Genomic DNA, 14407 nt, shown 5'->3' with positions numbered 1-14407 from the left:
CGGTAGTCAAAAGACGAAGCGGGTCGATGCGAGTGGACGCGGGTTGACGCGGACGAGGTGATCGGTGCGTCGATCGGGACGATGGCGCCTAGCGGATGCCGGCGTGGGCAAGAGACCAGGCGGCGCTCGACCACCGCCCTTCATACGACATCCGGTATGACGCTCGAGACCGGATATAACGCGAAATCAACGAGTCAGCCCGGACTTGCGCCAGCGCCACTCGATCCACGCGCCGACAACGGCGAGCAGGGCGTACCACGCAACCACGATCCACCACTGCTCCACGACGGACGAAAGCTGACGCGCCGCGAGCCCCGCCGCCGAACCGCCCAACATCAACAGGTAATACAGCAGCGCCACTGGCACGTGCGAACCGAGCACCCGCACCAGCCGTTGATAGAAATGTTCGCGATGCGCCTGCCAGACCTTTTCTCCGCGCAACAGGCGGCGCAACAGCGTCACGGATGCATCCGCGATGAACGATCCGAACGCCATCGCGACAAACCATACCGGCCAGACATCGTGCTGCCAGCCCCACAGCCCGAATGCACCGGCCAGAAAGCCCAGCGGAATCGACCCGACGTCACCGAGGAAGACCTTCGCCGCTCCGAAATTGAGCACGAGAAATCCCAGACCGGCGCCCGCGATCACGCCGCTCGCCATTGCGAGCTCCGGCGCGACGCGCGCCGCCGCAATCGCATAGGTGCCGAAACCCAGCACCGTCATACCGGCCGCGAGACCGTTCGCGCCGTCCATGAAGTTGTAAAGATTAACCATCCAGACGAGCGCGACGACGACCAACACCGTCGTCCATATCGACATTCCGGTGGACGAGACCGCGACGGCGCCTGCGGCCACCAGCAGATGTATGCTGAAACGCACACGCGCCGACAGGCCACGCCGGTCGTCGATCAACGACACGACGGCCAGCACGCACGCGGCAAGCGCCGCCCAGCCGAATCCCGGCACGCCGAGCGCGATCAGCGGCAGCGCCGAACACATCACGCCCCATCCGCCGACACGCGGCACCGGCCGCTCGTGAAGGGAGCGCTGGTTCGGCACGTCGACGGCGAGTCGCCACGCGACACCCGATTTCAGCAGCCATGCAAGCACCGCGAAGCTGGCGCATGCCGCGAACGCGGCAACGACTACGATGGGCAACGATGCGATCATGCTCCGCCCCCCTTCGCCAAGCCGGCCACCGTGCGGGCCAGCCCCTCGTCGACGGTAAACGGCGGCGCCCAACCAAGCTCGCGCAGGTGCGCACATTCGATCCGCAGCGGACTCGTCAGGCGGTCGACCGCCGCGCGGCGTCCGGTCAACGCGCCCGCAGCGCGCAACCACGCGACGGGCACCGGCACGAGGCGCGGCGATCGGCCGAGCGCGACCGCAATCGCCCCAACGAGTTCGGCGACGGATCTGTCGTTGCCATCGGTCACATGGAATACCCCGTCCGTCGCGTGATCGCGCGTGGCCAGGAACCGCAATGCGTCGACAAGGTTGCCGACATACACCATGCTGCGTTGCGCGTGCGCGGCGCCCAGCGGTAGCGGCACGCCACGCGCGACCGCGCGCATCAGCCCGAGGAAATTCGCGCGCACGCCGGGACCGTACACGAGCGGCGGCCGAACGACCGTCAGCTCGATCCCGCAAGCCGCGCAGGCATCGCGCAATGCGACTTCCGCTTCCTGCTTCGAGATGCCGTACGGATCGCCGGGGCGCGGTACATCGTCCTCGCGCAACGGGCGGCCGTTCTCGTGCTCGCCGAGCGCCTTGATGCTGCTCACGAACACGAACCGGCGCACGCCGGCGCGGCGCGCGGCCTCGAGCGCATTGAGCGCGCCTTGGACGTTCGCGGCCCGGTAGGCCGCCAGCGAATCAGTTGCGTCGTCGTGCATCACGTGCACGCGCGCGGCGAGATGCACGAACGCGCTGCACGGTGGCAAAGCGGGCTGCCCGGCCGCGACACTGGCGAAATCGTCGTCCGCGATGATGCACTCCGTCGCCCGCGCATCGGTATTGCCCGCGTGGCGGCGAACGAGCGCGATGACGTCGTGCCCCGCATCGCACAATGTCTGAACCAGTGCGCGCCCCACGAAACCGTTCGCCCCGCTCACGCCAATCCGCATTGCTTCTCCTCCATCGGCGCCGCGCGCACGTCAAACCAGTGAATGATAGACCTCGCAGGTCTTGTCGACAGTTGCATCCCAAGTCAGCTCGGCTGCGCGCCGCAACCCCTTCTCCACCAGCAGGTCGCGCAATGCGGCGTCCGTCAGTAGACGCTCAAGCCCGGCCTCGATCGCGTCGACCGAATACGGATCGACTTCGAGCGCGGCACCGTTCGTGACTTCCGGAATCGAAGTCACGTTCGACGTCAGGACGGGCGCTCCGCTCGCCATCGCCTCCGCGACCGGAAGCCCGAATCCTTCGTAAAGCGACGGATACGCGAAAACCGCGGCAGACGAAAAAAGATGCAGCAGACTCGAGCGCGACAGGTAGCCCGGAGAAATGATCTGGCCCGCACGGGCGAGCGGTTCGATGCACGCCATCAGCTGCGAATTCTTCCAGCCGTCCGCGCCGACGAGGACCAGCGGATACATCTGCCGCAGTTCCTCCGGCAACCGTGCGAATCCTTCGACCAGTCGCTGAAGATTCTTGCGTGGCTGCAGCGTGCAGACGGACAGGACGAAACGCCGCGACTGAATCCCGAGCGCGTCAAGCACGGGACGGCACTCTTCTTCGCTGTATGGCCGGAACACTGATTCGACGCCGAGGTGGATCGGCACCACCCGCTCCTCCGGCACGTCGTAGATGTCGAGCAGTTCCTGCTTCGTGTACAGGCTGTCGACGATGATCGCGCCGGCCTGTCGCAGCGAGCGCGGCAACCCGTGATCGAGGTAGTTGACGGCGACCTGCGGATGAAACTCCGGATGACGCCGGTGAGACAGGTCGTGCACGGTCACGACGTTCGGGCCGCGATAACGCGACGCGACGAAATTGGTCTCGTGATAGAGATAGCCGCGCCGCGCGAAGTCGCTGCGCAACGTGCGCGAAGCAGAACTCCGCACGACCGTGCGTAAACGATATAGCCCCGGAATCGCCCTCGATTTCTGCAGCAGGCTCGCAGTCATGCCGTTGCGGAACTGCACGGCCTTCTGCAGCGATGACTGATCGACCATCATGGCGTCGAGACGCTCGCCCTGGAACACGGTACGCCCGACCCAACCGGCGACGTCTTCGACATCGCTGCGCCGCAGCAGACCTTCGAGCAGATGTTGTGTGTAGTAGCCGATGCCGCTTCGGGGCGGACGCAGCGAATTGAGATCGAAAAGCAGTTTCATGCGATCGAGGGCCAAACGAACTTGACGACGCCGTTACCCGTCGGAAGACGGGTCGCTGCGTCGTGTCAGGAAAATGAAGGATGGGCGGTGCGCGCTCAGGCCGACCGCGCCGATGCAACTGGCTGCAGTTGCGGCAAGACCGTCGGCTGGTATTCGGGCACCCAACGGCGCAGATCCCGTCGCACCTCGTCGTCGGGCAGCACGCGATTCTGCATCAGCCAGGGCAAAAGGTCGTCGAGCAGGTTGTCCGGCACCTCGCGCGCGCGCGCAATGCGCAGCTTCGGATGCGGTGTACGGGTCGCGGTCTCGTCGTCGGCGAGCAGTTCCTCGTACAGTTTTTCTCCCGGCCGCAGGCCCGAGAACGAGATGCGAATCTGACTCTCGTCGAAGCCGTAGAGGCGAATCAGGTCACGAGCGAGATCGACGATCCGGACCGGCTGCCCCATGTCGAGGACGAAGATCTCGCCGCCCAGTCCCATGCTGGAAGCCTGCAACACCAGCTGTGACGCCTCGGGGATCGTCATGAAGAAGCGTGTGACTTCCGGGTGGGTGACGGTCACGGGGCCGCCCTTCGCGATCTGCTGCTGGAATTTCGGAATGACGCTCCCGGCACTGCCGAGCACGTTGCCGAAGCGAACCGTCTCGAACTGCGTCGAGCTCGATTGCTGCAATGCTTGACAAGCCATTTCCGCCAACCGCTTGCTCGCGCCCATCACGTTTGTCGGGTTGACGGCCTTGTCAGTCGAGATCAGCACGAAGTGGCGCGTGGCATGGCGCGCAGCCGCACGCGCGACGCGGTACGTGCCGAGCACGTTGTTGCGGACCGCCTGCCATGCGTTGAGTTCTTCCATCAACGGCACATGCTTGTAGGCCGCGGCATGGAAAACGATGTGCGGCGCATGGCGGCGAAACACTTCGTCCAGCAACAGGGAGTCCTTCGCGTCGCCGACGATCGGCACGACGTCGACGCCCGGGAAACGCTCGTGCAAATCTTCAGTCAACCGGTAAATCGCGTACTCCGACAGATCGAACGCAACCAGCTGGGCCGGCTCGAACCGCAGGATCTGACGACACAGTTCGGAACCGATGGAGCCGCCCGCGCCCGTCACCATCACGACCCGGCCGCGCAGCAGGGCATCCACGTGAGCCGTATCGATCGATACGGGCTCGCGGCCCAGTAGATCCTCGAGATCGATCTGGCGCACGCGCGACAGGGAGGCCTGCCCCTGCGCGACGTCGGCGAGCGCGGGCAGCACCATGGCGCGAACACCGGCACGCACGCACAGCGTCGCGACCCGCCGCTGCACTTCGACCGGTGCAGACGGGATCGCGATGATCGCGGTCTCGACGCGCAACATGTCGGCAAAATGCGGTAGCTCGTCGATCGCACCGAGCACCTTGTAGCCGTAAATTTCCCGGCCGCGCTTGGTCGGATCGTCGTCCAGGAGTCCGATCAGGCGCCATTCGCCTGAACGCGACAATTCGCGAGCGAGAGTCGCACCGGCCGCGCCCGCGCCGAGCACGACGACCGGCTTGCCTTGCGCGATCAGGCCTCCGTATCGGTAGAACTCCTTCACCGTCCGGTACAGCGCACGCGCGCCGCCGGTCGACAGAAACAGCAGCAGCGGCGAAACGAGCAGGACCGAGCGCGGAATGATCGGCGTCGGCTGCAGCATGACCGCGCCGATCATCACGAGCAGCGCACCGATGCCGACCGCCTTCGCAATGCGGATGAGATCCGGCAGGCTCGCGAACACCCACATGCCGCGGTACAGGCCGCAAATTCGGAACAGGATCGCATAGGTCGGGACGACGCCCGCGAGCGCAATGAGACAACCGTGCCAGAATTCCGACGGCACGGCCCCATTGAAACGAATCACGTAAGCCGATATCCATGCGGCGGCGACGGCGAGCAAGTCGAATCCGAATACGCTCAGTGACCGCCACGACGGTTTGAATCGAAGCATGCGTGAGATCCTAGTGAAGCAGAACGTTAACTACTGTGCGGCGGCCGTCCCGCGGACGGCTTGGCCGCTTGGCCATGTCGTATAGTGTGCGGATCGGCTTGGGGGGACTCCAGCGCACGACCACCGTGAACCGGTAGGAATTATGCCGATAGACCGAACAAACAGGCAAATTCGGATACCTGCATGTTGCGGCGGATATGATTTCCGGACGATACCCTCTCTCGATTTATTGTTGTTTTCTTGCAGTGCAACTTCCGTAACGAGATGTATGGTGCAATGGTTTCGCAGGGTGAAATCCGCTAGAATCGCAGCCTTCCGATGGTCCCGCACCATGCCGTAAACGGATCGTAACCAGATCGAGTCAATGAACATCATACCCGTCATCATCTGCGGAGGCGCGGGCACCCGGCTGTGGCCCGTGTCACGTGAAGCGTTTCCGAAGCCGCTGTTGCGCCTTGCTGACGGGCAAAGCCTGCTCCAGAAGACCTATCTTCGGGCCCAGCAGGCGACCGCTGCACGCGAAATTGTCGTCGTCACGAACCGCGAAACCTACTTCCTGACCAAGGACGAGTGCACGAACGTGCGGGAAGCTGGCAACCGGCTCGGCTTCGTGCTCGAGCCCGAGGCCCGCAATACGGCTGCCGCCATTGGCGCGGCCGCCGAATTGATCCGCCGCGAGCACGGCCCCGAGGCCGTCATGCTCGTCCTGCCGGCCGACCATCTGGTCGCCGATCAGGCGGCGTTTGATGCTGCGGTGCAGCAAGCCGCGGCCGCCGCGGTCGATGGTCAGATCGTGACGTTCGGCATTCATCCGACCAGTCCCGAAACCGGCTACGGCTACATCGAATACGATGCGACGCCTGCCCGCAGCCCGGCGTCGCGCAAGGTGACGCGTTTCGTCGAGAAACCGCAGTTGTCGGTCGCCGAGGCGCTTGTCGCCGACGGGCGCCACCTGTGGAACGCCGGCATGTTCTGCTTTACCGCGCAGACGATCCTCGCGGAACTCGAACGTCACGCGCCCGGCGTTGCCGCGCCGGTCGTCCATGCGGTCGATACGGCGTCGCGCAGTGCATCGTCCGACGGCGACTACGCGCTCGAACTCACGCAGGCAGCCTTCCGCGAAACGGAAAGCATCTCGATCGACTACGCGGTAATGGAGCGCTCGGCCAACGTCTACGTCGTGCCGTGCGACATCGGCTGGAGCGACATCGGCTCCTGGCTGTCGATCAGCAGTCTCACCGCCCCTGACGAGCGCGGCAACCGCATCAGCGGCCATGCGCAACTTCACGACGCCGACAACTGCTTCGTTCAGAGCGAAGACCGGATGGTCGGCCTCGTCGGCGTGCACGACCTGATCGTCGTCGATACGCCGGACGCCCTGCTCGTCGCATCCGCGCAACGCGCACAGGACGTCAAGCACATCGTCGCCGGGCTAAAGCAGTCGAACCACAGCGCGTATCGCCTGCACCGCACCGTGCATCGTCCGTGGGGGACCTACACGGTGCTGGAGGAAGGCGAACGATTCAAGATGAAGCGGATCGTCGTCAAGCCGGGCGCCTCGCTGTCGCTGCAGATGCATCACCATCGAAGCGAGCACTGGGTAGTCGTGAGCGGTTGCGCGGATGTCGTCAACGGCGAACAGGTCATCTCGCTGCAGCCGAACGAATCGACCTACATCCCGGCTGGTCACAAGCATCGGCTGATCAACCCCGGCGTGCTCGATCTCGTGCTCATCGAGGTTCAGTGCGGCGAATATCTTGGCGAAGACGACATCGTCCGCTTCGAGGACGTCTACGGCCGCACATCGTCGAACTGATACGGCCGAACGGACCGCTCATGCCCCCGGCCGATCCGGGGGCCGCGCAGCATGGATGTCGCGGTGCGACTGGTTTTCCCGATGCCGCGCCGCGCGTCCCGGCGGCAATCGACGCGCGGAAGCCGCCACCCCGTGTCGCGCGCACGACCTGTTCATAGGAATTCTGCATGGCAGTAGGAATTGTCAAATCCGCGTGGCGATATCGCGGATTCATCGTCAGCAGCGTGAAGCGCGAGTTTCAGTCGCGCTACCGGAATTCGCTGCTCGGCGGCGCGTGGATGGTGATCAACCCTCTGGCGATGATCTTCGTCTATACGGTGATCTTCTCACAGCTGATGCGCGCGCGACTTCCCGGCGTCGACAGCAATCTCGCATACAGCGTCTACCTGTGTGCGGGGTCGCTCACGTGGGGCCTGTTTGCCGACACGCTGACACGCGCGCAGAACGTGTTCCTCGAGCAGGCCAATCTGATCAAGAAGCTCAACTTTCCGCGCATCTGCCTGCCGATCATCGTCGCATTGAACGCACTGCTGAACTTCGGCATCGTGTTCGCGCTCTTCACGATCTTCCTGCTGATCTCGAACAATTTCCCCGGCTGGTCGTATTTCGCGCTGATTCCGGTGCTGCTGCTCCAGGTCGCATTCTCGATGGGCCTCGGCATCGTGCTCGGCGTGCTGAACGTGTTCTTCCGCGACGTCGGCCAGCTCTTCGGCGTGGTGATGCAGTTCTGGTTCTGGTTCACGCCGATCGTCTATCCGATCGCAGTCCTGCCCGAGCGAGTGCGCCACTACATCATGTTCAACCCGATGGCGCGCGTGATTACCGCTTATCAGGACATCTGCGTGTGGCACCGCATGCCGAACTGGTACTCGCTGTGGCCCGTTCTTGCCCTTGCCGTACTGCTCTGCGCGGCCGGCGCATATATTTTCCGCAGGCATTCGGCTGAAATGGTGGACGAACTGTAATGACGGCGATCAAGGTAGCCGGCGTCGGCAAGGCATACAAAATCTATCGCTCCCGTTGGGGGCGGCTCATCGAATGGCTCGTGCCGGGCGCGAACCGCCACGAGTTGCGCTGGGTGCTGCGCAATATTTCGTTCGACATCGAACCTGGCGAAGCCGTCGGCCTGATGGGCGTCAATGGCGCGGGCAAGAGCACGCTGCTCAAGATCATCACCGGCACGGCGCGCGCGTCCGAAGGTCAAATCGCGATCAACGGTTCGGTCGCGGCGCTGCTCGAACTCGGCATGGGTTTCCATCCGGACTTCACCGGCCGGCAGAACGTCTACATGGCCGGCCAGTTGCTCGGCCTCACCAATCACGACGTCGACACGCTGATGCCGGAAATCGAGGAATTCGCCGAGATCGGCGAATACATCGACCAGCCGGTACGCGTCTATTCGAGCGGCATGCAGATGCGCCTGGCATTCAGCATCGCGACCGCGCGCCGTCCCGACATCCTGATCGTCGACGAAGCGCTGTCTGTCGGCGACGCGTATTTCCAGCACAAGAGCTTCGACAGGATCCGCAAGTTCCGCGAACAGGGCACTACCCTGCTGCTCGTCTCGCACGACAAGACATCGATCCAGTCGATCTGCGACAAGGCCATCCTGCTCGAGAAAGGCACCGTCTCCAAGATCGGGCCGCCCGAGGAAGTGATCGACTTCTACAACGCGTCGCTCGCGCAGCGCCAAAGTCAGACGATTCGCCAGGAAGTAACGGCGGAGGGCAACACGCGCACCATCTCCGGCACCGGTGAAGCCACGGTCGAACACATCGTGCTCTGTGACGGCGACGGCAACGAGGTCGAAATGGTCGACGTGGGCTCCAGCGCGCAACTCGAGGTCACCGTGCGCGCCAACGAGGCGATTCCGAAGCTCGTGCTCGGCTACATGATCAAGAACCGCCTCGGTCAGGACATCTACGGTACGAACACGTACCACACGAAGCAGATCGCGGAAAACGTGCAGGCCGGCGAACGCTTGAAGTTCACGGTCGCGTTCGACATGAATGTCGGCCCGGGCTCGTATTCGGTTGCAACGGCACTTACCAGCGGGTCGGATCACCTGACCAACAACTATGAGTGGCGCGACTATGCACTGGTCTTCACCGTCGCGAACCTGACCCGCCCCTTCTTCCTCGGTTTCAGCTTCATCGAACCCACCATCCGGATCGAGCGGCAATGACCTTTCTTTCCTTTGCGCAGAACTTCGAAGACATCGTACTCTGGCGCGCGCTTTCCGATGTCGAACAGGGGTTCTACATCGACGTCGGCGCCAATGAACCGATCGAGGATTCCGTCACGAAGGCGTTCTACGAACGGGGCTGGCACGGTGTCAATGTCGAGCCGGTCACCGAGCATTTCGATGCGCTCGTGCAAGATCGGCCTCGCGACATCAATCTCGCATGCGCGCTCGGCGAAAAGCCTGGCCGCGTGACGCTCTATGAAATCGATGCGCGTGGCCTGTCGACCAACGCGCCCGAGATTGCGAATCGCTATCGCGAAACCGGTCGCGTGTACGGCGAACGCGAGGTCGAGGTTCGTACGCTCGCGGATGTCTGCGAAGCGTACGCGCCGCGCGACATTCATTTCCTCAAGATCGATGTCGAAGGCTTCGAGCGCAACGTGCTGCTCGGCGCGGACTTCAAGCGCTTCCGCCCGTGGATTCTCGTGATCGAATCGACCGAGCCGAATTCGCCGGTCGACAACAGCGCTGAATGGGAATCGATCGTGACCGACGCCGGCTACGAATACGCATACTTCGACGGCCTGAATCGATTCTACGTCGCGGTCGAGCATCGCGACCTGAAGCCGCGCATTGCGCTCGCGCCGAACGTATTCGATCGTGCGAAGCTGCGTCGCGGCCACTGCTTCGTGCTGGATCCCGAAGTTTCGCCGGACGCTCATCGCGCGTTGCAGGACACCCTTGCGGAGCGGGAGCGCGCGTTGGCCGGGTTGCAGGGCGAACTGGCCACATTGCGGGGCGAGCTGGCCGCGGCGCGCGCCGAGCTCTCGGAAGCACATCTAACCGCCGCCCATGCCGATGCGCAGGCGATGGACCTGAAACGCCAACTCGCCGCACTGCAGGCAGACCACACTCGGCAGTCCGAACAGCTCGCGCAGCCGCTCGTGCGCCTTGCGCTGCGGCTGCACGGCGCAGCGCGTTAAGTGACGACGAGGGATCGACGACATGACTCAATCCGATAACCGCCCGGACGTTGCATCGGGCAACGAAGCATCGACGCGCAACGCACGAATCCGCGATTCGCAGGCGTTCGCGAAGCATCTCGAACCGACGCGCGACGATACGCGTCAACCCGTGCCGTCCCCGTTGCGCATCGATGCGGAGCTGCTCGCGCGCATAGGTATGCTGAGGCACCTCGCCGCGCCGCGTACGTCGCTGCCGCCGCGCATCGCGCGCTACCGGCTGCTGCGGTTCGGTCCCGTGCAGCGCATGATCCTGCGCGTATGGAACTACGTCACGCGCCCAGGCCGCACCCAATCACAAGCAACGGCCGACTGCGTCGACCTGATTTACACGGAACTCAAGCGGATCACGCAGCATGACCACCGGTAACCTGTCCGCCAAGCGGCGCGTTCTGATCATTCGTGGTGACCTGAACAGCTACAGCGGCTATGCGTATGCGACTCGTCTCTATCTCGAATGGCTGGAGCCGCACTTCGACATCGTGCTCGGCGTCGATCTGCACGGACACCCGTCCCGCCATGTCACGGTATGGCCGTATCCGCTGATTGCCGACAACTGCGTCGCGAGCGCCGCGAAGATGCCCGATAGCGAGGTCGTCGTCCTGACGATCTCGACGCCCGACAACTTCCGCCCGTTCACGGGCGCGCACAGTATCGGCCTGTTCTTCTGGGAAACCGATCGCCTCGGCAATCAATCGTGGATCGCGTCGATCAACGATATCGACGAAGTCTGGGTGCCGGCCCGGTTCATGCAACCGATGCTCGAGGAAGAAGGCGTCGAGGTCCCGGTCGTCTACACGCCCTGCCCGATGCCACACGGCTCCGCCGAACCGCGCGACGTGTCGGTTCCTGATCTCACGCTGCGCGAAATTCCGCTGCGCGACGGCGCGGCCCCGAAACTCGTATCGCTGTCCGAAGTACGCTCGTCGTGCGACCTGCTTCTGCTCAGCACCAACACGCTGATCCCTCGCAAGGGCTTCCCGGTCCTTGCCGACGAATGGCTCGACGTGGTTCGCGCGCATCCTCGCGCGGGGCTCGTGCTCAAGGTATCGACGATCGACGTCACGGAAACGGTGGATCGCCTGTTCGACCGAGTGGCAACCCTGTTCGCGCAGATCGCGCGCCGCCACGACGTCGACGCGTCGCGCGTCTATTTGTGCACCGGCTCGCTGACGCACGACACGATGCAGGCGCTCGGGTTGACCTGCGACGGCTTCCTGACCGCGTCGTTCGGCGAGGGTCTCGGGCTCGGCCTGTTCGAAAACCTGCTGGCCGGCAAGCCGGCCCTGTGTCCTCGCCACACGTCGTTCGCGGAATTCCTGCCGGCCGACTATCGCTATTTCATCGACACCGAGGTCGCAAACTTCGGCCTTGCCGATCCGGTCGGCGTGAATCCGATCTCGGCGCACTGGGGCGTACTTCGCGAAGGCGCGCTGCTCGCGACGGTCGAAACCCTGCTCGGCGATCTGCGCGAGCGGCGCACGCACACCGAAATCAGCGCCGCAGTCGAACATTTCCGGACCGTCTGCAGCCCGCGGGCATGGGAGTACCACGCATGATGCGTCTCGTCATCGACATCACGCCGCTCGCGATCAATCGTACCGCGATGTACTTCATCGTGCGCGACACGGTGCGTCACCTGATCCTGTCCGGCCATCCGGTTCAACTTCAGGCGCTGGGCGAACCGGTTGATCTCGCGGAATTCGTTGCAAACGACTATACGCTGAACGCCAGCTTCGAGTCGCGTGTCGGCGCACTGCTCGGCGCGGCCCTCGCGAATCCCGACGCGTTCGCACGCCGCCAGGACGATCGGCAACCCGAAGCACCGTGCATCAACTTTGTGTTCGACCCGCTGTACCTGCTGTTTGTCGGCCGAGCCGCGCGCACGATCGCATACGTGCTCGACCTGACGCCGATCACGCGTCCGCAGTGGCACAACCCAAGTGTGTCGCGCCTCTACTCGATTGCGTACGACCGTCTTTACGATCCATCGATCGACATCCTGTCGATCAGCGAAAGTACATCACGCGACCTGTGGGCCAACTACGGCATTCCGCGCAGCCGCATGCGCGTTGTCCCGCTCTACGATCGTTTCGATCATCCGGTCGAGGCGAAACGGCGCCAGCCGTCGCGGCAATTCCTGTTCGTCGGTAGCCTGGAAACCCGCAAGAACATAACCGGACTCGTCCAGGGCTTCGCGCTGTCGGGTCTGGCCAAGGAAGGCTACACGCTGCGCATCGTCGGTGGCGACGGTCACGGTGCCGAGGTCATCAAGGCCGCGGTCGCACGCGTGGATGGCGCCGTGCTCTGCGGCCGCCTACCCGACGACAAACTGCGCGACGAGTACGAGCGCTGCTGTGCGCTTGCATACCCGTCGCTATGGGAAGGTTTTGGCCTGCCGGCGCTGGAAGCGCTCGCGCGCGGCATCCCGCTGCTGCTGTCGGATACCGGCGCGCTACCCGAGGTCGGCGGTCCGTTCGCGCGCTATGTCGATCCATGCAATCCGCATTCGATCGCGCAGGGTCTCGTCGAAGCCGCCCGTTGCGCGCACGACGACCCCGACTACGGCGCGCACACCCTTGACGCACGTCGGGAATGGGTTCGCAAGTTCTCGCGCGAAGCCTACCTGTCGGTCGTCACCGAGGCCGTTCGCCACACGGAAAGCGCGGCCGCCCGGTCGAGCGCACGCAACGATCCGTTGTCCGAACATGCGGCGCCGGCCGGCGAATCCGCGGTCGACTCGCCCGCCGCGAATCGACCGCTGCCGCTCACGCGCCGCATCCGACGCGCACTGATCCATCGATCGCGGATCGTGCCGGCCACGCTGCGCGACGTGCCCGGAAATTCGTTTTCACTCGACTACCTCTACTGCCTGCAGCAAGAGCGGCGCCTGCGTCTGTCGCGTATGCTGTCGCGCTTCATGTCGGGCCGGATCTGGATGTATCCGTGGTACGCGGTGCGCGTGGTTGCCGAGGCCGTTTCGCTGCAGGTCACCAATACGCTGGTTCGATCGATGATCAACGAGACGCTGATCCAGAAACTCGGGACGCGTCTGGAGCGCGATCATGACTGACGTGGCTGTCGTCAAGCCCGATCACCTCGGCGATTTCGTCCTCAGCGTACCGGCGCTGCGCGCGTTACAGCAGAAGTTCGGCAACTACGATCTGTACGCCGCGCCGGGCAACCGGTTTCTGCTCGAGCATTTCCTGCCGGACGGGCCGGTGCTGCATCCGACGAAACTCGCCCACTTGCAGAAAGACGGGATCGGCGAAGGCATGCCGGAACTGATCGCACAGTTGAAGCCCTACTCGCTCATCGTCTTCCTGCGTGACGACGGGTTCTGCCACGAAGCGGCCAGCATCCTCGGCACGCGCGCCGTCGTACCGCGCAGCGACAACGTCACCCATGAGACGCGCATTCAGCAGCGCGTCACGGAATTGCTGACCGGCAAATACTCACGCTCGTCGCTGATGTGGCCGGCGGCCGGCTCCGCGCCGCAATGGCCGTCGGCACTCCGCACCGTCGGCATCTCGCTGAGTGCCGGCTTCTTCGCGAACAAGATCCCGGCGACGACTTGGGTACGGCTCGCGCAATCGCTGCAGTCGAAGCACGGCATCGCAATCAAGCTGATCGGCGGCCCGCTCGAGGCAGACGAACTGCGCATGCTCGCGCGAATGCTGAATCTGGCCGACTCGGACGTGATCCTCGGTGGCGCGAAGCTGTCCGATTTCCATGCGCGCGTCGGCGAATGCGATGTCGTGGTGGGCGCCGACAGCGGTACCCTGCATCTCGTGTCGGTCTGCCGGCCGGTGCTCGGCGTATTCACTTCGAGCCCGTGGCAACGCTTTTCGCCGTTCGGCGCATCGAACCGCGTGCTGTACTCCGATGTTCCCTGCTCGCCGTGCATCCAGTTTTCAAAGGATGCCTACAACGGATGCGTCATACGCGAGTGCGCCGCGCTGATCACGGCGCAGGACATCGAAGCCGCCCTGCTCGCGTCCGGCCCCGGTGCAAAACCCAAACTGGGGCGCCTGCTGCATTTCGTCTGCGGCCCCAGCCATATCTGACCCGAACTC

General features: G+C 64.0%; 12 protein-coding genes. 8 read left to right on the top strand and 4 right to left on the bottom strand.

Going from position 1 to position 14407, the window contains the following annotated elements; genetic code table 11:
• Nucleotides 1–186: 186 nt before the first annotated feature.
• The 4 genes from WI26_RS03970 to WI26_RS03955 form a co-directional block, all read right to left on the bottom strand.
• Nucleotides 187–1269, bottom strand: a complete 1083-nt coding sequence (locus WI26_RS03970; RefSeq protein ID WP_335622144.1) for a glycosyltransferase family 4 protein — start codon at nt 1267–1269, stop codon at nt 187–189.
• On the bottom strand, nt 1170–2129 hold the full coding sequence (locus WI26_RS03965; RefSeq protein ID WP_069225255.1) for an NAD-dependent epimerase/dehydratase family protein: 960 nt from the start codon (nt 2127–2129) through the stop codon (nt 1170–1172). Before WI26_RS03965 ends, WI26_RS03970 begins: the two co-directional genes overlap by 100 nt.
• A 30-nt stretch (nt 2130–2159) precedes the next feature.
• Complete coding sequence (locus WI26_RS03960) at nt 2160–3341, bottom strand: glycosyltransferase family 4 protein (RefSeq protein WP_069225254.1); 1182 nt, start codon at nt 3339–3341, stop codon at nt 2160–2162.
• A 95-nt stretch (nt 3342–3436) separates the two neighbouring features.
• Entirely contained in the window at nt 3437–5308 is a 1872-nt protein-coding gene (locus tag WI26_RS03955; protein WP_069225253.1) for a polysaccharide biosynthesis protein, read from the bottom strand.
• A gap of 364 nt (nt 5309–5672) precedes the next feature.
• Between WI26_RS03955 and WI26_RS03950 the strand changes: the two genes are divergently transcribed.
• The 8 genes from WI26_RS03950 to WI26_RS03915 all read left to right on the top strand — a co-directional run bounded on the left by WI26_RS03950 (nt 5673) and on the right by WI26_RS03915 (nt 14398).
• Nucleotides 5673–7124 (top strand): mannose-1-phosphate guanylyltransferase/mannose-6-phosphate isomerase, encoded by a 1452-nt coding sequence (locus tag WI26_RS03950; protein ID WP_069225252.1) that lies wholly within the window; start codon nt 5673–5675, stop codon nt 7122–7124.
• Nucleotides 7125–7291: 167 nt separating this feature from the next.
• Entirely contained in the window at nt 7292–8089 is a 798-nt protein-coding gene (locus tag WI26_RS03945; protein WP_069225251.1) for an ABC transporter permease, read from the top strand.
• On the top strand, nt 8089–9309 hold the full coding sequence (locus WI26_RS03940; protein ID WP_069225250.1) for an ABC transporter ATP-binding protein: 1221 nt from the start codon (nt 8089–8091) through the stop codon (nt 9307–9309). Before WI26_RS03945 ends, WI26_RS03940 begins: the two co-directional genes overlap by 1 nt.
• Nucleotides 9306–10292 (top strand): FkbM family methyltransferase, encoded by a 987-nt coding sequence (locus WI26_RS03935; protein WP_069225249.1) that lies wholly within the window; start codon nt 9306–9308, stop codon nt 10290–10292. Before WI26_RS03940 ends, WI26_RS03935 begins: the two co-directional genes overlap by 4 nt.
• A 22-nt stretch (nt 10293–10314) precedes the next feature.
• Nucleotides 10315–10701, top strand: a complete 387-nt coding sequence (locus WI26_RS03930; RefSeq protein WP_069225248.1) for a hypothetical protein — start codon at nt 10315–10317, stop codon at nt 10699–10701.
• Entirely contained in the window at nt 10688–11890 is a 1203-nt protein-coding gene (locus WI26_RS32605; protein WP_069225247.1) for a glycosyltransferase, read from the top strand. The genes WI26_RS03930 and WI26_RS32605 overlap by 14 nt, the downstream gene beginning before the upstream one ends.
• Nucleotides 11887–13404 carry a glycosyltransferase family 4 protein gene (locus tag WI26_RS03920; RefSeq protein ID WP_069225246.1) on the top strand — a complete coding sequence of 506 codons (1518 nt, stop codon included), beginning with the start codon at nt 11887–11889 and terminating at the stop codon, nt 13402–13404. Before WI26_RS32605 ends, WI26_RS03920 begins: the two co-directional genes overlap by 4 nt.
• A complete protein-coding gene (locus WI26_RS03915) occupies nt 13397–14398 on the top strand; it encodes a glycosyltransferase family 9 protein (protein ID WP_081334222.1) in 1002 nt (333 codons plus the stop codon). The genes WI26_RS03920 and WI26_RS03915 overlap by 8 nt, the downstream gene beginning before the upstream one ends.
• The last annotated feature ends 9 nt before the right edge of the window (nt 14399–14407 follow it).

It is taken from the genome of Burkholderia diffusa, from assembly GCF_001718315.1.
GTDB lineage: Bacteria > Pseudomonadota > Gammaproteobacteria > Burkholderiales > Burkholderiaceae > Burkholderia > Burkholderia diffusa_B.
The sequence above is the reverse complement of the archived record's forward strand: the minus strand, read 5'-3'. Positions and strand labels throughout refer to the sequence as shown.